The organism is Sagittula sp. MA-2 (assembly GCF_030126985.1).
Lineage (GTDB): Bacteria > Pseudomonadota > Alphaproteobacteria > Rhodobacterales > Rhodobacteraceae > Sagittula.
Genome location: NZ_CP126145.1, coordinates 1189725 through 1211854, shown reverse-complemented (window position 1 = coordinate 1211854; position 22130 = coordinate 1189725). Strand labels below are relative to the sequence as shown.

Genomic DNA, 22130 nt, shown 5'->3' with positions numbered 1-22130 from the left:
CGGGGCCAAACGGCCCCGATCCGCAGACACCCGATGACACCGATCATACCTCTCCGATACTTTTTCATTATGGACGGTCGCGGGCCTCCTTCTCTATCCTGTCGGACACCGATGAAAGGAGAGCACGATGTGCCAAGTTTTTGCCGGCCAGGATCCTGCGCGATACACCTCGACGACGCGGCGTTTGCGGCTGAACGGGCAAAGCACCAGCATCCGGCTTGAAAATGCCTTCTGGGACATTCTCGACCAGATCGCCGAGGCCGACGACATGTCGACACCGGCCTTCGTCTCGCGTCTGCACTCGGAAGTGCTTGAAACCCGGGGCGAACCCGTCAATTTCACGTCGCTTCTGCGCACTGCATGCCTTGTCTTCGTGGGCCAGTCGGGCAAGACCGCCCACCACGACAGAACCGCACCGATGGCCGCCGAATAGGCGGTCAGATCACAAAACGGTGCATGTAGTACGTCCCTACTACCCGCACGCGCCGAATATCCTTCATCCTGAATTGGTCAATAATTCGAACCGATTCAGGAGGCCCCGTTGGCCAAAGCCATCCACAGCATGATCCGCGTCCTCGACGAGGACCGCTCCGTCACGTTCTACCGCAAGGCCTTCGGGCTGGAAATCGCCGACCGGCTGGATTTCCCGGAGTTCACGCTCGTCTACCTGAGCAACGACGAAACCGGCTTCGAGGTCGAACTCACCGTCAACAAGGGCCGGACAGAGCCCTACGACCTCGGCGACGGCTACGGCCACCTCGCCGTGTCGGTCGACGATCTCGATGCCGAACATGCCCGTTTCGAGGCCGAGGGCCTCGCCCCCCGCAAGCTTGTCGAATTCGCGCCCGCCGGTGAACTGGTCGGCCGCTTCTTCTTTGTCGCCGATCCCGACGGCTACCAGATCGAAGTGCTCGAACGCTCGGGGCGCTTCAAGTGACGCACTGACCCAGATTTTTCAAGGGAGGAGACCACATGAACACCAACAGCAGCCCCAGGGGGCTCACACGCCGGCAGTTGCTGTCCCGCGCCAGCGCCGCCGGTGCCGCCTTTGTCGCGGGGGCGGGCTTCATCGCCGCGCCGGACGCGGCCTGGGCCTACGAGACCACGCATCTCGACTCCCAGGCTTTCGCGACGCTGGTGCAGATGGCGCGCGACATCTACCCGCACGACCGCATCCCCGACGCCAACTACGTCGAGGCGGTGAAGGGCTATGACGCGCCGGAAACCGCGGTGGCGATCACGGCGGGCATCGCGGCGCTGGATGCGGCCGCCCGGGGCAAGGGCTTTGCGTCCTACATCGACACCGGCTGGGAACGCGACCGCGTGGATATCCTGCGCGGCATGGAGGAGAGCGCTTTCTTCCAGCAGGTCCGGGGCGGGCTCGTGACCGGACTCTACAACCAGAAATCGGTCTGGCCGATCTTTGGCTACGAGGGGGAGAGCTACTCGCAGGGTGGCTACATCGACCGCGGCTTCGACGACATCAACTGGTTGTAATCGGCGGCCATCCTCCCGCCCGCCTCTCCCGCCGAACGCCGTGCCAGATGCGCAGGGCCCCTTCGACGGATGCAGAAGCGAGACGAGAGGCCGGCTCCGGGAGGAGAATGAACATGACTGCACCCTTTGATCTCAACGACGACAGCGTTGTCGTCATCATCGGCACGGGGGCCGGTGGCGGCACGCTGGCCAACGAACTGGCCCAGAAGGGCATCAGCGTCGTCGCTCTGGAAGCGGGCGGGCGCTACCTGCCCGAGGACTATGTCAACGACGAGTGGGAGAGCTTCGGCCAACTGGCCTGGACCGATCCGCGCACCACGTCCGGCGACTGGCGCGTGGCGAAGGACTTCAGCGGCCTGCCCGCGTGGATCGTCAAGGCCGTGGGCGGCACGACGACCCACTGGGCCGGCGCCTCGCTGCGGTTCCAGGATCACGAGTGGAAGGCCAGGACCACCTACGGCGACGTGACGGGCGCCAACCTGCTCGACTGGCCGATCGACGCCGCCGAAATGGCACCGTGGTACGACAAGGCCGAGGAGAAGATGGGCGTGACCCGCACGGGCAACCGCCCCGGCCTGCCCGGCAACAACAACTACAAGGTGTTCGAGGCGGGCGCCAAGGCGCTTGGCTACACCGAGGTCCACACCGGCCGCATGGCGATCCAGACCCGTGACGACGGCGACCGCATCCCCTGCCAGCAGACCGGCTTCTGCTTTCAGGGCTGCAAGTGGGGCGCCAAGTGGTCGACCGCCTACACCGAGGTCCCGGCAGGCGAGGACACCGGCAACCTCGAAGTGCGCGAGCGCGCCCATGTGGCCCGCATCCTGCACGACGACAGCGGCAAGGTGACGGGCGTCGAGTACTTCGACGCGGACGGCAACCTGCAGATGCAGAAGGCACGGATCGTCTGCGTCGCGGGCAACTCCTTCGAAAGCCCGCGCCTCCTGCTGAACTCCGCCTCGTCGATGTTCCCGGACGGCCTCGCCAACAGCTCGGGCCAGGTGGGGCGCAACTACATGCGGCACATGACCGGATCGGTCTATGCGACCTTCGACAAGCCGGTGCGCATGTGGCGCGGCACCACCATGGCGGGCATCGTGCAGGACGAGGCGCGGCACGATCCGTCGCGCGGCTTCGTCGGCGGCTACGAGCTGGAAACCCTGTCGCTCGGCATTCCGTTCATGGCCGCCTTCCTCGACCCCGGCGCCTGGGGGCGGGAGTTCACCTCGGCCCTCGACAGCTACGAGAACATGGCCGGGATGTGGATCGTCGGCGAGGACATGCCGCAGGAGACCAACCGCGTCACGCTGAACCACGACGTCACCGACCAGCACGGTCTGCCGGTGGCCAACGTCCACTTCAGCGACCACGCCAACGACAAGGCGATGCGAGCCCATGCCTACAAGCAGGGCATCGCCATGTACGAGGCCGTGGGCGCGACCCGCGTGTTCCCGACGCCGCCCTACCCGTCCACGCACAACCTCGGCACCAACCGGATGTCCGAGAACGCGCGCGACGGCGTGGTGAACAAGCACGGTCAGACCCACGACATCGCGAACCTGTTCATCTCGGACGGCTCGCAGTTCACCACCGGCGCGGCAGAAAACCCGACTCTGACGATCGTGGCGCTGGCGATCCGGCAGGCGGATCACATCGCCGCCGAGATGTCGCGCGGTACGCTCTGACGCGACGCTGATCCCCGGACCGGGCGCGGCCCTGCTGCGCCCGGTTCTGTTTTTCCGGCCCCGCCCGGCCGCCGCCTTCCCCTGCCGCCCACAGAAAATCCGATCACGGCGATTGACGCGCACCGTGACGGATGCAAGTGTCCCCGCACTAGCGACAGGGGCGCTCGGGAAACCGGGCTGAGACGTACCCTTCGAACCTGAACCGGATAATGCCGGCGGAGGGAGGCGCAGCGGAACGTCCGGGCTCTGCCCTGTCCTTCGTCCGATGTCTTCCATGCCGTCCGGCAAAGGAGGACACGATGCAGACACCGGACACATACCTCGACCACATGCGCGCCACCGCACCGCTGGTGCAGAACATCACCAACTTCGTCGCGATGAACGTCATGGCGAACGTCATGCTCGCCGCCGGCGCGTCGCCCGCCATGGTGCACGCACAGGAGGAGGCGGCCGAATTCGCCGCCATCGCCAGCGCCCTGACCGTCAACATCGGGACACTGTCGCCCGCATGGACAGCCTCCATGCAGACCGCCGCCAAGGCCGCCAACGACCGCGGCAAGCCCTGGGTGCTCGATCCCGTTGCCGTCGGCGCCACGACCTACCGGCGGGAGGTCGGCGCAAAGCTCCTCGCCCTGAACCCCACCGTCATCCGCGGCAACGCTTCCGAGATCATCGCCCTCGCCGGTGAGGGCGCCTCCGGCAAGGGGGTGGATGCGGGCGACGCGGTCTCGCAGGCCTCGGACGCAGCCGTCCGCCTCGCGCGCCGGACCGGCGGCGTGGTGGCCGTGACGGGGGCTGCGGACCTCGTGACCGACGGCACCCGCTTTGCAGAGGTCGAGAACGGCCACCCGCTCATGCCGCGCATCACCGCGCTGGGATGTTCCCTGACCGGCATCGTCGGCGCCTTCATCGCCGGTCAAGACCCGTTCGAGGCGACGGTGGCCGCGCTGGCCTACTACGGCCTCGCCGGAGAGAGGGCGGGCGAAAAGGCGAAAGGCCCGGGATCGTTCCAGGTGGCCTTCCTCGACGCGCTCTACACGCTCGACGGGCACGACGTGGCGCGCGGCGCGCGGATCCTCCGGCCATGATCCCGCCGCTCTGTTTCGTCACCGACGCCACGGCCCCTGCCCCAGTCCCAGCGCAGGCAATCGCGGCGGCACAGGGCGGCGCGGGCTGGATCCAGCTCCGCGACAAGACCCGGTCCGACGCCGATCTCCTGCCGCTCGCCCGTGAGCTGAAGGCGGCGCTCGTGCCCTTCGGCGCCCGGCTGATCGTCAACGACCGGGTGGAGGTGGCCGTCGCCGCCGGCGCCCACGGCCTGCATATCGGTCAGGGCGACGGCGACCCCGCCGCCATCCGGGCGCGCATCGGGCCGGACATGATCCTCGGGCTGTCGGTCGAGCACGCGGACCAACTGGCGGCCGTTCCGCAGGGCGTCGATTACCTCGGCGTCGGGCCGGTCTACGCCACCGGGTCGAAGCCCGATCACGCCCCCCCCATCGGCATCGACGGCTTTGCAGCCATCGCGGCGCGCACCGCGTTGCCCTGCATCGCCATCGGCGGCCTGACCGCCCGAGACGCCGCCGCGCTGAAGGCGGCGGGCGGGCACGGCATGGCCGTCGTCTCTGCCATTTCGCGGGCCGCCGACATGACCGGCGCGGCCCGCGCCGTTTGCGACGCATGGAGGACGACATGATCCCCAACATCCTCTCCATCGCGGGCTCCGACCCCTCCGGCGGCGCGGGCATACAGGCCGACATCAAGGCGATCTCCGCCATGGGCGGCTATGCCATGACTGCGATCACCGCGCTGACCGTGCAGAACACAAGGGGCGTCACCGGCGTCAGCCTCTGCGACACGGGGCTGATCGCCGACCAGATCGCCGCCATCCGCGCGGACATCCACATCCACGCCGTCAAGATCGGCATGCTCGGCGACGCCGCCATCATCGAGACGGTGACCCGGGGCATCGACGGGCTCGACTGCCCCGTGGTGCTGGACCCGGTGATGGTCGCCAAGGGCGGCGACCGGCTGCTGCAGGAACCCGCGGTGAAGGCGCTGTGCGCCATGCTGCCCTGCGCCACGGTCATCACCCCGAACCTGCCGGAGGCCGCCGACCTGCTCGACTGGCCGGAGGCCACGACCCGCGCGGAGATGGTCGCACATGCCCGCGCCCTCCTCGACCTCGGACCACGCGCCGTGCTGCTGAAGGGCGGCCACCTGCCCGGCGACACCAGCCCGGACCTCCTGGCCACGCGCGAGGGGGAGACCTGGTTCGACGCCCCGCGCAGCCCGACCAGCAACACCCACGGCACCGGCTGTACCTATGCCTCCGCGCTGGCCACGGCGCTTGGCGCCGGCCTGCCGCTCAACCGGGCGGTGGACCGGGCCAAGCGCTACATCGGCGCGGCCATCGCTGCGGCGGACAGGCTGCGCGTCGGCTCCGGCCACGGGCCGGTCAATCACTTCTACCAGATGGATACCCTGAAATGACCTTCACAGACGACCTTGCCGCACAGACCCTCTCGCTCCGGCAGCAGATCCACGACATGCCCTTCAACACGGAAATGGCGACCGGCCACCTGCGCCGGGATGTCTTTCAGGGCTACATCGTGCAGGACGCGCTCTACCTCGAAGGGTTCGCCCGCGCGCTGTCGCTTGCCGCCGCCAAGGCGCCCGACTCCGCCGCCGTCGCGCAGCTTGCCGGGTCCGCCGCCGGTGCCATCGCGGTGGAGCGCGAACTCCACACGCATTACATGGACCGTTTCGGCGTGTCGGAGGCGATGCTGGCCCGGATGGCCCCCTCTGCCGCCTGCGATCACTACGTGTCCTTCCTGCTGAGAACAGCGGCCCTCGGCCCCTTTGCGGAGGCGGTGGCCGCCCTCCTGCCCTGCTTCTGGATCTATCGCGACGTGGGCCGCGACATCGCGACCCGCAGCGCGCCGGACAATCCCTATGCGGCGTGGATCGACACCTATTCCGGCGAGGCCTTCGACGAAAGCGTCGCGCGGATGATGGCCCTGACCGACCGGCTGGGCGCAGAGGCGGACGGCCCCGCCCGGGCGCGCATGTCGGAGGCTTTCGAACGGGCGTGCTGGCACGAATGGCGGTTCTGGGACAGCGCCTACCGGATGGACGGCTGGACGCAGCCCGCAGACACGCCCGCACCCGGCCAGCGGGCCGCCGCCCCGACGGCCTGAACGCCACGGGGCGGAGCGGTTCGCCCGCTCCGCCCCACCCGCTTTCCACGCGGTGCAGACCGTCACCGCCCCGCGAATCCACGCCTCCGCCACGCAGGTCGACGTGCCGCCGGACAGCGCCGCAAGGAACGTCTCCCGCGGCAGCGGGACGACATAATACCCCGATATGAAAACGAAACATTAATTAACGCATTCACAATAAAGCTGATAACCTTTTCACAAGAAAAAATCCCGCCTCGCCCCTGCCGAGGCATTTCAGAACAGCCTTGAATTCCGCCTGTTTCCCGCGACCGGGCAACTTGAGCATTTACCCGCACCCTCCACCGGAAGGTTCATTTCAGCATGGCGTACACCACCCCCCCGGCCCCGATCGATTTCCAGACCATGCTCGAGGCCGGAACCACCTTCGATACAGTCAACCGGATCGGAGACGATGTCTCCCAGGTCGTCGCCGTGAACGACAATGGCGATTTCGTCGTGGCGTGGTCCTACATTTATTCCGCGTCGGATTCCGACGTCGTGTTCAGGGAATACAACGCCGACGGTACGCCCAAGGGGGTGGCTCATACGGTCGCCGACAGCGCGGATGCCGAAACGGTCACCGACATCGCCTATGCCCCCGACGGAACGGTCCTTGTCGTCTACAGCTCGGTGACGAGCGGTATCGAGAACGTCTTCGTCCAGCGGGTCACAACCACCGGCACCCGCATCGGATCCGCGATCCAGGTGGAAAGCGACGCGGCGACGGTGGCCAACAAGGACCAGTCGAACGGCAAGATCGCGGTATTCGACAACGGCGATTACGCGGTCGTGTATCAGAACGCGTTCTCCAGCACCGACAAGGATGTCCGCCTGCGCCTGTTCAATGCCGACGACACGGCAAAGGCTGCGTCGCAGTACGTCTCCACGGCTGCGTCCGACCAGTCTGATCCGGACATCGCCGCGCTCGCCAGCAAGGACACGGACGACGGCAGCTTTGCCTTCGCGGTGACCCTGACTCAGGAAGAGGTGGACAACACCGGGTCGCCCAACGATGTCTCGCTCTACCGGTACGATTTCGACGGGACGCTTCTCGGCAACACGACCGTGAACACCGTCGCGAACCGGTCGGAGGGCAATTCCGCCGTCGCCGTGGACGCGGACGGACGGATCTACGTGGCCTTCGGCTCCACCGACGGCTCGACCGGAGGTCAGGTCTTCTATCGGCGCTTCGAATCGAACGGGACCGCCGTGGACGCAAGCCAGGTCTTCGTCACGTCGACACAGCTGCCGCTGCCGAACACCGATATCGACGTCAGTGCCGACGGGCGCTTCGTCCTCGCCTTTGACGGTTTCACCACCCAGAACGTCACCGTCAAGATGTATGCGGCCGACGGGACCGCCGATACCACCCGCGGCTTCGACGGCACCGGCAGCGAGCTTGGCCCGTCGGTCGCCATCACCACCGACGGCGCGCGGACGGTCGTGGCCGCGCTGAGCGACATCGGACTGACGTACGACGAGGCCCGCTTTTCCGTCTACGAGGGCATAGGCTTCCAGGCCGGCACCAGTGGCAGCGACACGCTGGTCGGCACGGACCTCGGCATAGACCAGAAGGATCACCTCGTCGGGGGAAGCGGCGACGACACCCTGACCGGCGGAGAAGGCGCAGACACACTGGACGGCGGCGGCGACGACGACAGCGTGGCCGGCGGCGCCGGTGACGACCTGATCATCGGCGGGACGGGCTCCGACATGATCGATGGCGGTGCCGACACCGATACGCTCGACTACTCCGCTCTGTCCGGCTCTGTGATCGTGGATGCCAACTCCGGCGAGAGCCAACATTCCCTCGGCGACCTCGACAATTTCACAAGCATCGAACGCTTCATCCTGACCGGTTCCGGCGACGTGTTTTTCGGCGATTCCGGCGATATGTTCGTCAGCGCACTCGGCGGCAACGATCACCTGACAAATGGCCCGGGACGCGACACCCTTCTCGGCGGGTCCGGGAACGACACCATCAATTTCATATATGGCGACGGCCAGTCGGGGCAGAGCTTAGATGGCGGTCCGGACACCGACACGTTGTTCTTCGACGGTAATCTTCCCTACAGCAGCTTCAACCTGCGCGATGACACCGTGGTCGGCTTCGAAGTCATTACGGTCGATCAGAATTTCGGGTATCCCGGCGCGCCGACCCGCATTTCAATGACGGCAGCGCAGATCAGCACGATCAACACGGTCGAGGTCCTCAAGATCGGTAGCGATCTCGTCGGCCTCGACCTCCATATCTACATGGAGGACACCACGGCGCTCGATCTCTCGGCCGTCTCGATCTCGACCATGTCAGACGCGGACGGCACCGGCTTCTCCATCTTTGGCGATGACGACGCCGAAAGCGTGACCGGGACGGCTCTGGGCGACAACATCTGGACCCAGGGCGGCGAGGACACGATCGACGCCCTGGGCGGCGACGACACGATCGAGCTCGGCGGCGGCGGGTCCTACTCGGGCGGAGACGACGACGATCTCTTCATCTTGCTCGACGGGCTTCCCATCGGTGACGGCGTCGGCGACATCGTCAACGGCGGCCCCGGCAACGACACGCTCGACATGAGCGGCGTCACCGGCACCGGCATGAAGGTCAACCGGCCCGGTTTCAGCCTAGACACGAACGTGTCGTCCCTCGACGACCCGGCCCAATCCACCGAAATGATCAGGGTAGAACACTACATCGGCACCGACCAGGGCGACGATTTCCTGATGTACGCCGGAGACGTCTCAATCGAAGGCCGTGGCGGCAACGATACCATCCTGGCTGGCTTCAATTCACAGACGATCAGCGGCGGCGACGGCGATGACGTGATCGACAGCGACTTCGAGCTGGTGTCCAGCATCAGCGACAATCTGAGCGGTGACGCAGGCAACGACACCCTGAGGGGCTCGGAGTCCGGTTCGGACACGATCGACGGCGGCGCCGACAACGACGAGATCGACGGCCGGGGCGGTGAGGACCGCCTGATCGGCGGGCTCGGCGACGACACGATAGATGGCGGCGCGGCCACGGATACAGCGGTCTATGCCGGGGCGCGGGGGGATTTCGCGGTGTCGGTGGCGCGGGACGGAACCGTGTTCGTCGAGGACCTGAACCCCGACGACGGCGACGAGGGGCGCGATGTGCTGCAACGGGTCGAGAGGCTGGAATTCGCCGACGGCATCGTGAATGTCAGCACGCTTGCAGGCGGCGCCTTCGGCGAGACCGGAACCGTCGTGCTGACCCACCAGAAGACCACCCTGACCCTGCAGCGCACCTACATCGACCCGGTGGTGATCGCCTTCGTCGCCTCCGACACCGGCGCGCATGAGGTCAACGCGCGCATCCAGCAGGTCTCCGGCAACACGCTGCGGATGTTCGTGCAGGAGCCCGATTACCTCGACGGGATACATCCCACGGGCGAAACGGTGCATTACATGGTGGTCGAAGCCGGAAGCTGGATCCTGCCCGACGGCACGCTCATCGAGGCCGGGACCCTGACCTCCGGCACCCTCGCGGAGGCGGGCTTCGACCAGGTCGCCTTCGACAGCGAGTTCGGCAGCGCACCGGTGGTCATGTCCCAGGTCCAGACCACCAACGGCCCGGCCTTCGTCACCACCCGGCAGAACGGCACAAGCGCCGAGGGCTTCGGCGTGAGCATGCAGGAGGAGGAGGCCGCGACAGACGGCGTGCACAACGCCGAGAAGATCGGCTGGATCGCCATCGAGGGCGGCAGCGGATCCGTCGCGGGGTTCACATGGGAGGCCGGACAGGTCTCCAACGTGCAGGCGTCGAACACTGCGGCACAGCTCTCGTTCACGGCGGGCGTCGTGGTCGCGGGGCTGTCGAGCTACGGCGGCAGCGACCCGGCCTGGGCCGGCGGCACCGGGCTGAACGGCACCACCTTCAACGTCCGGGTCGAGGAGGACAAGAGCGCCGACGGCGAGACGGCGCACGGCCCGGAAACCGTTGATTACTTTGCCTTCTCCGGATCACAGACGCTGGCCGCCGCACCGCGTCAGGAGATCCTGGAAACCGGCAGCGCGACCCTCACCCACCAGCAGACGACCCTGACCCTCGGCCGCACCTACGACAACCCCGTGGTGCTGGCCTACGTCGAGACCGACAACGGCCTGCAAGAGGTCAACGCACGCATCACTCAGGTCACGGGCAACAGCGTGACCCTGCGCGTGCAGGAGCCCGACTACCTCGACGGCCTGCATCCTGTGGGCGAGCGGGTGCATTACATGGTGGTCGAGGCGGGCACTTGGGTCCTGCCCGACGGCACGGTGATCGAGGCCGGCACGCTGAACACCGCCAATCTCACGGCGGACGGGTTCGAGCAGGTCAGCTTCGCCGCCGACTTCGACGCGGCGCCGGTTGTGCTGAGCCAGGTGCAGGGCACAAACGGCCCCTCCTTTGTCACCACGCGGCAGCAGGGCTCGACCGTGGACGGCTTCGAGGTGGCGATGCAGGAGGAGGAGGCCTCAACCGACGGCGTGCACAACGCAGAGACGATCGGCTGGGTCGCGATCGAGGCGGGCACGGGCGAATTCGGAGGCTTCTTCTGGGAGGCAGGGCGCCTTTCAGGCGTGCAGGGCTCCGTCACCGCGGCGCCTTTGTCGCTGGCGGCGGACGGCGTGCTGGCGGGCCTCTCGACCTACGGCGGCAGCGACCCGGCCTGGGCGGGCGGCCCGGGCCTCGACGGCACGACCTTCAACGTGCGCGTCGAAGAGGACAAGAGCCTCGACAGCGAAACCGCCCACGGCAACGAGACCGTCGACTACTTCGCCTTCGCGGGCAGCGGGATCGTCTCCGCCTACGACTACGACCTCTTCGTGTAGGGAGGTCGAGGGGCGGCGGCCCCCGCGCGGCGTCAGGTGTTGAAGAGGAAATGCAGCACGTCGCCGTCCTGCACCACGTAACCCTTGCCCTCGGCCCGCATCTTGCCGGCCTCTTTCGCCGGGCCTTCACCGCCGAGCGCAACGTAATCGTCGTAGGCGATGGTCTCGGCCCGGATGAAGCCCTTCTCGAAATCGCCGTGGATCACGCCCGCGGCCTGCGGTGCGCCGGTGCCCTTGCGGATCGTCCAGGCGCGCGCCTCCTTCGGCCCCACGGTAAAGTAGGTCTGCAGGCCCAGAAGCTCGTAGCCCGCCTTGATGAGACGGTCGAGACCGGCCTCTTCCAGACCCAGCTCGCCCAGGAATTCCTGCGCTTCCTCGGCGTCGAGCTGGCTGATCTCTTCCTCGATCTTGGCCGAGATCACCACCGCCGAATTGCCCTGCGCCGCCGCCATCTCGAAGACCTTGGCCGACAGGGCGTTGCCTTCCGAGGCGTCGCCCTCGTCGACGTTGCAGACGTAGAGCACCGGCTTCGCGGTCAGAAGCTGCATCATCCGCCACGCCTTCATGTCCTCGGAGTCGACCTCGACCACGCGCGCGGGCTTGCCCTGCTCCAGCACCTCCAGCGCCATCTTCATCAGGCGCTCCTGCTGGACCGCTTCCTTGTCGCCGCCGCGCACCTTGCGGACGATGTTCTGCAGGCGCTTCTCCAGCGATTCCATGTCGGCGATGATCAGCTCGGTCTCGATGGTCTCCGCGTCGGACACCGGATCGACCCGGCCGTCGACGTGGGTCACGTCATCGTCCTCGAAGCAGCGCAGCACATGCGCGATGGCGTCGACCTCGCGGATGTTGGCAAGGAACTGGTTGCCCAGGCCCTCCCCCTTCGAGGCGCCCTTCACAAGGCCCGCGATGTCCACGAAGGTCATCCGCGTCGGGATGATCTGCTTGGACCCGGCGATCCCGGCCAGCTTGTCCAGCCGCGGGTCCGGCACCGCCACGTCGCCCACGTTGGGTTCGATCGTGCAGAAGGGAAAGTTCGCCGCCTGCGCCGCGGCGGTCTTCGTCAACGCGTTGAACAGCGTGGACTTGCCCACGTTCGGCAGTCCAACGATCCCCATCCGAAATCCCATCACATCGCTCCAAGCCAAGGGTCCGGGGCCTTCTAGGCAGAGCGTCGCCCAAACGCAAGGCGAGGCATTGACCCGGAGGCCCTCCACCGATTACGTTGATATCAAATTAATGAAGGAGACGACCATGCAGATTACCCCGTACCTGTTCTTCAAGGGCAACTGCCGCGCGGCCTTTACCCGCTACGCGGAAATCCTCGACCTGCCCGCGCCGCAGATCATGGACTTCTCCCAGTTGCCGGAGGCGGACAAGGCGAACATGGCCGGTGCGCCCGAGGACGCGGTGATGCACGCCATGCTCATGCTGCCCTCGGGCGCGCTGATGGGCTCCGACGACATCGGCCCGGATGTCCAGCCGATGGCGGGCTGCTCCGTCAACCTGACGGTCGCCACCGCGCAAGAGGCCAACCGCATCTTCGACGCGCTCGCCGAAGGCGGCGAGATTCGCATGCCGCTGGCCGAGACGTTCTGGACCCCCGCCTTCGGCACGCTCACCGATGCCTTCGGCATCCGCTGGATGGTCATGGCCGAAGCGCCGCAAGGCTGACGCAAAAGCAAAAGGCGCGGGACACCTGCCCCGCGCCTTCGGTCATGTCCCTTGAAAGGTCTCAGCCGAAACGGTTGGGCGCGTTCTCCGGTGCCTTGGCGAACCATACGATCAGGATGATGAAACCGATGAGCGGGATGAACACCAGCAGCTGCCACCAGCCGGACCGGTCGATGTCGTGCAGACGGCGCGCGCCGATGGCGATCTGCGGCACGATGATGGCCAGCGACCAGAGGCCGCCGAGGATCGGCACGCCGATGATCGCGTCGATGATGTTCGCCACGATCGACACAACGAAGCAGGCCAGCCACGCCTTCCAGAATTCGCCGCGGTTCGAGCGGCCCTCGAAGTTGATGTAATTCTTGAAGAACCGGCTCAGCGCCTCGCCGAAAGCCACGTCCTCGCGGTAGTTGCCGCCCCCCGCCGGGGCATGCGCCATGGTGGTGTCCATCAATCTGTCTCCTGTAAATGCATATTCTTGTAAGTGTTTCGCGTTTCCGGCGCCCGCGCGGGGGCCTTCCTCCAGTAAATCACCGGCAGGGGTTTTCGATCAATGGTGAAATACCCCCACCCGGGCCTCAGACCTCAGACCGGCATGGCGATCAGGCCGCGGCCCCGGGTCCAGAAGCGCGTCATCAACAGCACCGCCGCCACCGCCAGCCCGCAGACCAGCCCCAGCCAGACGCCCACGGCGCCGAGGCCCAGCGAGAAGCCGAAGACCAGGGCGGCGGGCATGCCCACGCCCCAGTAGGCCAGCGTCGCCATGATCATCGGCACGCGCGTGTCGTGCAGCCCGCGCAGAAGGCCCACGTGGATCACCTGCAGCGCGTCCATCAGCTGGAACAGCGCCGCCATCAGCAGCAGCAGGCGGCCCACGCGCAGGATCTCGTCGCGCAGCGGGGACAGCGGGTCGATGAAGGCGCCCAGCAGCAGGTCGGGAACGGACACGAACAGCAGCACCGACAGCGCCACCGCCACCAGCCCCATCCACAACGCCACCTGCGCGCCGCGCATCAGGTGGTCGCTGTCGCCCCGGCCAAGCGCGTTGCCCGCGCGCACCGTTGCGGCGTTCGACAGGCCAAGCTGCACCATGAAGGTCGCGGTCGAGATCTGCAGCGCGATGCCATGCGCCGCCAGCGCCACCGCGCCCAGCCAGCCCATCAGCACCGAGGACCCGGCAAACAGCGCCACTTCGGCCAGCGTGGTCAGCCCGATGGGCCATCCCAGCGCGAAGACGCGGAAGAACATCTCGCGGTCGGGGCGCCACATCCGCACGAACAGCGTGTGCTCCGGCAGCACCCGCACGGCGTAGATCACGATCAGCACCAGCGACAGAATCTGCACGCCGAGCGAGGCGATGGCCGCACCCGCGATGCCCAGCTCGGGCAGGCCCCACTTGCCGAAGACCAGCGCGTAGTTGGCCACGCCGTTGGCCACCGCCGCCGCCACCGTGACCCAGAGCACGACGCGCGTCCGCTCCAGCCCGGCGAGGTAGTTCTTCAGCACCATCACGCCAAGCGCCGGCAGCATGCCCCAGCCCGCGATCCGCAGGTAGTCCTGCGCCAGCCGCGCGATCTCCTCCGCCTGCCCCATCGCCCGCAGCAACGGGTCCGAGAACCACAGGAGCGGCATGACCAGCACGAAGTACATGGTCGAGATCCACAGCGCCATGCGCGTGGACCGGCGGATCATCACCTCGTCGCCCTTGGCGGCGAAGGTCGCCACCATCGGCAGGATCGCCCAGGCGAAACCGGCGCCGAACAGGAACAGCGTGAAGAACAGCGAAGTCGCCAGCGTAAGCGCCGCCAGTTCCGGCACGCCGTACCAGCCCAGCACCACCGTATCGGTCAGCCCGATGGCGAATTGCGCAAGGTGCCCGCCGACAAGCGGCAGGCCAAGGCTCAGCAACGCTTTCGCGTGCTGAGGATATGTCATCACCGTCCGGGTCATGATGTGGCGATTACGTGGGCATTCGTCCCGCCGCAAGCATGTGTTTCCGCACGCTTCAGGTGCGGATATGAGAATTGTGTGTTAACGTAACGGAAATTACTCCTCGCATTGACACCCGAATGGCCGATCCGATTGACCTCGATCACCTCTTTCAGGATGCGCGCGCCTTTCTCGGGGAGCTGGCGCAATCCAACTCGCGTGAGTGGTTCCAGACCCAGAAGACCCGTTACGACACGGAGCTGAAGCGCCCCTCCGAGAAGCTTCTGGCCGAAACCGCCGCGTGGCTCGAGGCCGAGACAGGACAGCAGCCCCGCACCAAACTCTTCCGCCCCTACCGCGACGTGCGCTTCTCGCCGGACAAGACGCCCTACCACACGCACCTGCACATGATGTGGTCGCTGCGCGACGGACGGGCGTGGATGCTGGGCATCGCGCCCGACTATGCCACCATGGGCGTGGGCATCATGGCCTTCGGCCCGGCGCAGGCCGACCGCTTCCGCACAGCCGTTGCCGGCCCCGAAGGCGAGACGCTGGAAGACCTTCTCGCCCAGGGCTGGCGCATCGATCCCCCGGCGCTGAAACGTGTGCCCGCGCCCTACCCCGCCGACCACCCCCGCGCCGATCTTCTGCGGCACAAGGGGCTGGTGGCCTGGGCCGACGGCCTCGAGGACGCGCTGACCGGCGACATAGGCACGGGCGTCCGCGATGTCATGGTGCGGGCGCAGCCCATCATGGGCTGGCTCGCCACCGTCGCCTGACCGCGCGACCGCCCCGCTCTGACCTCGGTCAGACCTCGGTCAGAACGTCCCGCCAGGAGTGCGCGGGCTGGTAGCCCAGCATCTCCTTGGCCTTGCGGTTCGAATAGAAGGTCTCACGCTCGCCCATCTCGCGCTTGACCGGCACACCGTCGTAGAAGCGTTCGCGCACCTCTGCGTTGCTCAGTGCCACGGACAGATCGTCGTTCGAGACATTGAACACCTCGTAGCCCAGCCCGTCGGTCTTCAGGCAGCACTCCACCATCTGGCCCAGATCCCGCACGTCGATATAGGCAAAGATGTTGCGCCGCCGGAGCGACGGGTCCGCCACGAAGGACGGGAACATCTCGGTGTATTCGTGCGGCTCGATCACGTTGTTGATCCTGAGCCCATAGATGTCGCGGCCCCAGCGCGCGTGAAAGCTGCGCCCCGTCGCCTCGTTGCAGACCTTCGAGCAGGCATAGGCGTCCTGCGGCACGGTGGGATGTTCCTCGTCGACCGGCACGTACTCCGGCTTCACCTCGCCATCGGCAAAGCAGACGCCGTAGGTCGTCTCCGACGAGGCAAAGATCACCTTGGGAACGCCCGCCTTCATCGCCGCCTCCAGCACGTTGTAGGTCGACAGCGTGTTGACCCGGAAGGTCTCGCAGTCGGGCTTGATGAGGATGCGCGGGATCGCCGCGAAATGCACCACGGCGTCGAAGGACGGCAGCCCGGTGCCGGGTTCCAGTTCGTCGAGGTCGGCATAGCTCTGCATGGCAGAGAACACCTGCCCCGGATCGGTCAGGTCGCAGATCATGTTGTCCACGCCCTCCGCCTCGAGCGGCACGAGGTCGAGGTTCAAGACCCGGTGCCCCTGTTTCACGAGGTAGGGCACCACGTGCCGCCCCGCCTTGCCCGCTCCGCCGGTGAACAGAATACGCATGTTGCCTCCCTTGCAGTCCTGTCGCGATGGCGGGGCCATTGATTTTCCCCGCCCGTTCCGGCAACAGACCTAGAACGCTGACCGGAGAGAACCATGACCCGCATCGAATCCAAGTTCGCCCAACTTCGCGAGGAAGGAAAGAAAGCCTTTGTCGCCTACATCATGGCGGGCGATCCGGATGTGGACAGCTCGCTGGCGGTGATGAAGGGCCTGCCCGAGGCCGGGGTCGACGTGATCGAGCTGGGCCTGCCCTTCACCGACCCCATGGCCGACGGCGAGACGATCCAGCTTGCCGGGCAGCGCGCGCTCGAAGGCGGGATGACGCTGGTGAAGACGCTCGACATGGTGCGCGCCTTCCGCGCGGGCGACAACACCACGCCGATCGTTCTGATGGGCTACTACAACCCGATCTATTCGCGCGGGGTGGACCGCTTTCTTGCAGAGGCGAAGGAGGCCGGGATCGACGGGCTGATCATCGTCGACCTGCCGCCCGAGGAAGACGAGGAGCTCTGCCTGCCCGCGCAGGCGGCGGGCCTGAACTTCATCCGCCTTGCAACGCCCACCACCGACGACAAGCGCCTGCCGAAGGTCATGCAGAACACCTCCGGCTTCGTCTATTACGTGTCGATCACCGGGATCACCGGCGCCGCCGCCGCCGAGGCGGGCGACGTGGGCCCCGAGGTCGCCCGCATCAAGGCGGTGAGCGACCTGCCGGTGATCGTGGGCTTCGGCATCCGCACGCCGGAACGCGCCAAGGCCATCGCCGAGGTCGCCGACGGCTGCGTGGTCGGCACCGCCATCGTCGGCCAGATCGCCGAGGGCAAGTCCACGGCGGAGGTGCTGTCCTTCGTGAAAACGCTGTCCGACGGCGCGCACAGCGCCTGATGGTCCGTCCCGGACGGTTCCCGGTCTCGCCACAGGTGTCGTCCCGGCTGCGCCTGAAGGATCCGTCGATTGTCGTGCTCCGCACGACCGGGGGCGCCGCCCCCGGACCCCCGAGGTATTTTTTGCCAAGATGAAGGGGGCGACGTGAGACGGGCCCGATCGGGAAGAAGGTCGGGTCGGGATGCCGCTGGCCGGGTCGGGGGAATGGCCTGTGAGGGGGACGACTTAGCCCGGGGTCAGGAGAGGTTGCGCAGGAGGCGGGCCATTTCCTGCACCAGTTCCTCGCGCCGGAAGGGTTTGCCCACATGCGCGTCGATGCCCTGCTCGGCATAGTCCGAAACCTGGTGCGTCATCACGTTGGCGGTGAGCGCCATGATCGGCACGCGCGGCCGGCCTGCCCCCGCCTCCCACGCGCGGATCTCGGCGGCGGCGGCGAGGCCGTCCATCACCGGCATGTTCACGTCCATCAGCACGAGGTCGAAGGGCCGCGTCCTGCAGAGCGCCACCGCCTGCGCGCCGTCCGTCACCATCCGCAGGTCGAGGTCGAAGGGCTTCAGCACCAGCCGCAGCACCTTCTGGTTGGTCTGGCTGTCCTCTGCCACGAGAACCCGCCAGCGCCGGGCGTGCAGGATCTGCTCGGCCTCGTACCCCTCGGACCGGTCGACCCGCCGGTCGGCCACGGGCGCCGCGCCAAGTGCCACGGTTGCCACGAAGCACGCGCCGCCGCCGGGGGCGTGTTCGTGCACGAGGTCGCCCCCCAGCAGCCGGCAGAAGCGGCGCGAGATCGCAAGCCCCAGCCCCGTGCCGCCATGGGTGCGCGACACGCTAGGGTCGCCCTGCGTGAAGGGATGGAACAGCCTGCGGCGCTGCGCCTCCGACACGCCGGGCCCGCTGTCGGTCACCCGCATCTCCAGCCGGCCGTCCCGCACCGTCAGCCGGGCAGAGACCGCGCCCTCCCGGGTGAACTTGAAGGCGTTCGACAGGAGGTTCGACAGCACCTGCCGCAGCCGGGTCGGATCGCTGACCACCAGCGCCTGCTCCGCCGTCACCTCCACCGTGAACGCCAGCCCGCGCGAGGCCGCCGTCTCTGCAAAGAGGGCGCGCTCGTCTGCCGCGAAGGCGCGCAGGTCGAAGGGGCGCATCTCCACCTCCATCCGGCCCGCCTCGATCTTCGACAGGTCGAGCAGGTCGTTCAGCAGGTCCAGCAGCACCCGGCCCGACGACAGGATCACCTGCGCCATCTCGTGCTGTTCGGGCGGCAGCGCGCTTTCCTCCAGCCCGGCGGCCATGCCGAGGATCGCATTCATCGGCGTGCGGATCTCGTGGCTGATGACCGCGAGGAAACCGCTTTTGGCGTCGTTGGCCGCCTCCGCCTCCGCCCGGGCGCGTTCCAGTTCCTCCGTCCGGCTGCGGACCGCCTCCTCCAGCGCCTCCGCCTGTTCGCGCAGCGCCTTGTTGGCCTCCCACAGGGCGCGGCTCTTCTCTTCCAGCAGGGCTTCGGCCTCTGCGCGGGCCTTCAGCGCGCGTTCGTAGCGGGCGCGGGACACCATGTCGCCCGGCAGGGATGACGGCTCCCCCAAGCTACCGCTCCACCGCCACGTCGAACACCGCCTCGCCGTCCGAGACCCGCGCAACGCCGACCCTGAGCGGTGTGCCGTAATGCGCCCCGCAGGCGTGGATCATCCCCTCGCAGAAGGCCACCAGCGGGCGCGGCGAGACGTAGCGCATCCGCAGCCCCTCCCCCTGCCAGGTGGTTTCGAACCGCGGCAGTTCCGCGTCCGGGTAGAGCTTGCGCACCTCGACGTGCACCTCCGTCTCGACCGACTGAAGCAGGTCCAGCGGGCCGTCCTTCGCCGCGAAGACGTCGGGATAAAGCTCCGTGAAGCGGGTGTGCATCCACGCCCCGAAACGCCGTTGCAGGTCTTCCGCCGCAAGACCCGTCCGCCCCGACAGCGCCGTGACGATCGCCAGAAGCTCCGAACAGGGGTAGTTGCCCACGCGGCTGTAGGCACCGCCCGAGGCGAGCGCCAGATCGTCCAGAACCTCGTCCACCGCCGCCTCTCCGACGACGCCCTCTGCCATGGCCAGCAGTTCCGTGAACACGATCCCCTTCATCCGATCCTCCCGGCATCACGCGGGCGGAGCCTAGCTGCGGCCGGTGAAGACGGGCTTAAGCCCCTTGCCACGCAATTCCCCGATTGGTAACCAACTCTTACCAAAATCAGCGGAAAAGAGGTCCCCATGCCCGTCATCACCAACATCGAGGACCTCAAGCGCGTCTACCGCCGCCGCGTGCCGAAGATGTTCTATGACTACTGCGAATCCGGGTCGTGGTCGGAACAGACCTTCCGCGAGAACGTCTCGGACTTCGACGACATATACCTGCGCCAGCGCGTCGCCATCGACATGGCCAACCGTTCGACGAAGACACAGATGATCGGGCAGGACGTGGCGATGCCCGTGGCGCTCGCCCCGGTCGGGCTGACCGGCATGCAGAACGCCGACGGCGAGATCAAGGCGGCCCGCGCCGCCGAGGCCTTCGGCGTGCCCTACTGCCTGTCCACCATGTCGATCTGTTCCATCGAGGACGTGGCCTCGCACACCTCGAAACCCTTCTGGATGCAGGTCTACACCCTGAAGGACGACGACTACATGCAGCGGCTCTTCGACCGGGCAAAGGCAGCGAAATGTTCGGCCGCCGTCATCACCGTCGACCTGCAGCTTCTGGGCCAGCGCCACAAGGACCTGAAGAACGGCCTCTCGGCCCCGCCGAAGCTGACGCCGAAGTCCGTGGCCAACATGATGACCAAGGTGCCGTGGGGGCTGGAAATGCTCCAGACCAAGCGCCGCTTCTTCGGCAACATCGTGGGCCATGCCAAGGGGGTCACCGATCCCTCGTCGCTGACCACCTGGACCGCCGAAAGCTTCGACCAGTCGCTGAACTGGGACCGCATTCGCGAATTCCGCAAGATGTGGGACGGGCCGCTCATCATCAAGGGCATCATCGACCCGCGCGATGCGCTGGAGGCCTGCAACGTCGGTGCCGACGCCATCGTGGTGTCGAACCACGGCGGCCGGCAGCTTGACGGCGCGCTCTCCTCCATCCGCGCGCTGGAACCGATCCTCGACGCCGTGGGCGACCGGATCGAGGTGCATCTCGATTCAGGTGTCCGCTCCGGCCAGGACGTGCTGAAGGCGGTGGCCATGGGCGCCAAGGGCTGCTGGATCGGCCGCGCCTACGTCTACGGGCTCGGTGCCATGGGCCAGGCCGGCGTCACCAAGGCGCTGGAGGTCATCCACAAGGAGCTCGACACATCCATGGCGCTCTGCGGGCACCGCGACATCAACACCGTCGACCGCGACATCCTCATGGTCCCGCGCGGCTTCTCCGGCGACTGGGCCTGACCTCCGGTCTGCGGCGGCGGCGCGTCACGGGCGCGCCGCCCCGGCCATTGTTTCCCGCCTCACACCAGTCCCGCGGCGGAACATCGTTAACCGTCGAAGGTGGCACCGAAACAATCCGTTTCCAAATGCGCCGCCTTGGTTTTGCCTCAATCTGAAGTCTTTGCCGAATTCCTGCCGTATTCTACCCTGTGCGAGCCGCTTATTGCCGTGCTTTCGACGACATGTGCCGATTCCGGCCATATTTCAGGGAGACTTCAATGCCAGACCCCAAGGTATTCAACTACACGATGGACGGGCTGTCCTATTCGGTCACCGTCTACGAAGAGGACGGAAAGATCCTCGCCGACATCGAGATGCTCGAAGGCTCGATGGACGTGAACGCCGTCTACTTCGGTGACGACGACTATTCCGGCTCCAGCACATCGCTTGGCGGCCCGCTCAACATGAACGGCGCGCAGTACGACGGCGAGAAGGTGCAATGGGACGGCGCCTCCTACGTCAGCGACCCCGGCCTCGGGCCCGACGCCGACGAGAAGGAAAGCTACATCCACGCCGGTGACACGCTGACCCTCGAACTCGACGCCGACAGCCTCGACGACATCGACATCTTCGGCATCCGCGCCACCTCCACCACGACCGACGCCGGCTCCATCAAGGCCGTCTCCGGCGATCCCGAGGAACCGGAGGAACCCGAGGACCCCGATGAGCCGACCTTCGACAAGGTCCTCTTCGGCACCGAGGTCGACGAATCCGGCAACGTGATCGACGGCATCACCCTCACCGCGCTCGACGATCCGGCCTACGGCATCCAGCTCCCCGAGGGGACCGAGCCCACCTTCGACAACTACCTCGCCTTCTTCGACGAGGAGGTCGAGGGCTACGACGTGGAGTCCCTCGAAACCATCCGCTTCTTCACCACCAGCCCCGAAGGCTGGGCGGTCCAGGTCGGAGAGCTCCCCGCACCCGAGGACGGCTGGACCAGCGTCGACGACGTGCTCGAGGACTACGACGCCCTGGTCGATTCCGGCGCCTTCGACACCGAAGACCCCGGCGCCGAGGGCCTGAGCCTGATCGCCGCGCTCAGCACCGGCGACGAGGAAGAGGACGCCCCCCTCGAAGAAGAGCCCGAACCCGAAGCGGAGATGGAGCTCGTCTGACCGCCGCGCGGCCCGGGGCGGCGCAACACCCCCGCCCCCAACACGGACCCGCAAACGAAAAACCCCGGCCAGCGCCGCAACGCTCCGGCCGGGGCACGTGCACCCTGACGCATCCGCCCGCGAACGCGGGCCCCGGA

At 67.0% G+C, this 22130-nt stretch carries 20 protein-coding genes and 1 riboswitch; of the genes, 14 read left to right on the top strand and 6 right to left on the bottom strand.

Annotated elements, in window-relative coordinates:
• The first annotated feature begins 127 nt into the window (after nt 1-127).
• From QNI11_RS06155 to QNI11_RS06115, 9 genes are all read left to right on the top strand, one after another.
• Nucleotides 128-433 carry a ribbon-helix-helix domain-containing protein gene (locus QNI11_RS06155; protein WP_283982732.1) on the top strand — a complete coding sequence of 102 codons (306 nt, stop codon included), beginning with the start codon at nt 128-130 and terminating at the stop codon, nt 431-433.
• 108 nt (nt 434-541) lie between these two features.
• Nucleotides 542-937, top strand: coding sequence for a VOC family protein (locus tag QNI11_RS06150; protein WP_100927355.1), 396 nt, complete (start codon nt 542-544; stop codon nt 935-937).
• Between the two features lie 35 nt (nt 938-972).
• On the top strand, nt 973-1497 hold the full coding sequence (locus tag QNI11_RS06145; RefSeq protein ID WP_283982731.1) for a Twin-arginine translocation pathway signal: 525 nt from the start codon (nt 973-975) through the stop codon (nt 1495-1497).
• A gap of 113 nt (nt 1498-1610) precedes the next feature.
• The gene (locus QNI11_RS06140; protein WP_283982730.1) at nt 1611-3182 is read left to right on the top strand and encodes a GMC family oxidoreductase; all 1572 of its coding nucleotides are present in this window, start codon (nt 1611-1613) and stop codon (nt 3180-3182) included.
• 146 nt (nt 3183-3328) lie between these two features.
• Nucleotides 3329-3423: riboswitch (TPP riboswitch) on the top strand.
• A 58-nt stretch (nt 3424-3481) separates the two neighbouring features.
• Nucleotides 3482-4270, top strand: a complete 789-nt coding sequence (gene thiM, locus QNI11_RS06135; protein WP_283982729.1) for a hydroxyethylthiazole kinase — start codon at nt 3482-3484, stop codon at nt 4268-4270.
• Nucleotides 4267-4878, top strand: coding sequence for a thiamine phosphate synthase (gene thiE / locus QNI11_RS06130; protein WP_283982728.1), 612 nt, complete (start codon nt 4267-4269; stop codon nt 4876-4878). Before thiM ends, thiE begins: the two co-directional genes overlap by 4 nt.
• Nucleotides 4875-5675: a bifunctional hydroxymethylpyrimidine kinase/phosphomethylpyrimidine kinase gene (gene thiD, locus QNI11_RS06125; RefSeq protein ID WP_283982727.1), complete on the top strand. Its 801-nt coding sequence runs from the start codon at nt 4875-4877 to the stop codon at nt 5673-5675. The genes thiE and thiD overlap by 4 nt, the downstream gene beginning before the upstream one ends.
• Entirely contained in the window at nt 5672-6382 is a 711-nt protein-coding gene (gene tenA / locus QNI11_RS06120; protein ID WP_283982726.1) for a thiaminase II, read from the top strand. Before thiD ends, tenA begins: the two co-directional genes overlap by 4 nt.
• 342 nt (nt 6383-6724) lie before the next feature.
• Nucleotides 6725-11242, top strand: coding sequence for a calcium-binding protein (locus QNI11_RS06115; RefSeq protein WP_283982725.1), 4518 nt, complete (start codon nt 6725-6727; stop codon nt 11240-11242).
• Nucleotides 11243-11274: 32 nt separating this feature from the next.
• Here the strand turns inward: QNI11_RS06115 and ychF are convergent, their stop codons facing one another.
• Nucleotides 11275-12372: a redox-regulated ATPase YchF gene (gene ychF / locus QNI11_RS06110; protein ID WP_283982724.1), complete on the bottom strand. Its 1098-nt coding sequence runs from the start codon at nt 12370-12372 to the stop codon at nt 11275-11277.
• 124 nt (nt 12373-12496) lie between these two features.
• Between ychF and QNI11_RS06105 the strand changes: the two genes are divergently transcribed.
• The gene (locus QNI11_RS06105; RefSeq protein ID WP_100927363.1) at nt 12497-12916 is read left to right on the top strand and encodes a VOC family protein; all 420 of its coding nucleotides are present in this window, start codon (nt 12497-12499) and stop codon (nt 12914-12916) included.
• Between the two features lie 61 nt (nt 12917-12977).
• On the opposite strand, the gene QNI11_RS06100 is transcribed toward QNI11_RS06105, so the two are convergent.
• Both QNI11_RS06100 and QNI11_RS06095 read right to left on the bottom strand, forming a co-directional pair.
• Nucleotides 12978-13367 (bottom strand): DUF805 domain-containing protein, encoded by a 390-nt coding sequence (locus QNI11_RS06100; RefSeq protein ID WP_100927364.1) that lies wholly within the window; start codon nt 13365-13367, stop codon nt 12978-12980.
• 134 nt (nt 13368-13501) lie between these two features.
• A complete protein-coding gene (locus QNI11_RS06095; protein WP_283982723.1) occupies nt 13502-14851 on the bottom strand; it encodes an MATE family efflux transporter in 1350 nt (449 codons plus the stop codon).
• Between the two features lie 134 nt (nt 14852-14985).
• On the opposite strand from QNI11_RS06095, the gene QNI11_RS06090 reads away from it, so the two are divergent.
• Nucleotides 14986-15624, top strand: a complete 639-nt coding sequence (locus tag QNI11_RS06090; protein WP_283982722.1) for a TIGR02453 family protein — start codon at nt 14986-14988, stop codon at nt 15622-15624.
• A 28-nt stretch (nt 15625-15652) separates the two neighbouring features.
• On the opposite strand, the gene QNI11_RS06085 is transcribed toward QNI11_RS06090, so the two are convergent.
• Nucleotides 15653-16546 (bottom strand): NAD(P)-dependent oxidoreductase, encoded by an 894-nt coding sequence (locus QNI11_RS06085; RefSeq protein WP_283982721.1) that lies wholly within the window; start codon nt 16544-16546, stop codon nt 15653-15655.
• 93 nt (nt 16547-16639) lie between these two features.
• On the opposite strand from QNI11_RS06085, the gene trpA reads away from it, so the two are divergent.
• A complete protein-coding gene (gene trpA, locus QNI11_RS06080) occupies nt 16640-17431 on the top strand; it encodes a tryptophan synthase subunit alpha (protein ID WP_283982720.1) in 792 nt (263 codons plus the stop codon).
• 236 nt (nt 17432-17667) lie between these two features.
• Here the strand turns inward: trpA and QNI11_RS06075 are convergent, their stop codons facing one another.
• On the bottom strand, nt 17668-19011 hold the full coding sequence (locus QNI11_RS06075; RefSeq protein ID WP_283982719.1) for an ATP-binding protein: 1344 nt from the start codon (nt 19009-19011) through the stop codon (nt 17668-17670).
• A gap of 1 nt (nt 19012) precedes the next feature.
• A complete protein-coding gene (locus QNI11_RS06070) occupies nt 19013-19546 on the bottom strand; it encodes a heme NO-binding domain-containing protein (RefSeq protein WP_100927370.1) in 534 nt (177 codons plus the stop codon).
• 126 nt (nt 19547-19672) lie between these two features.
• Between QNI11_RS06070 and QNI11_RS06065 the strand changes: the two genes are divergently transcribed.
• Entirely contained in the window at nt 19673-20836 is a 1164-nt protein-coding gene (locus QNI11_RS06065) for an alpha-hydroxy acid oxidase (protein ID WP_100927371.1), read from the top strand.
• Nucleotides 20837-21093: 257 nt separating this feature from the next.
• Complete coding sequence (locus tag QNI11_RS06060) at nt 21094-21993, top strand: hypothetical protein (RefSeq protein WP_283982718.1); 900 nt, start codon at nt 21094-21096, stop codon at nt 21991-21993.
• Nucleotides 21994-22130 lie beyond the last annotated feature (137 nt).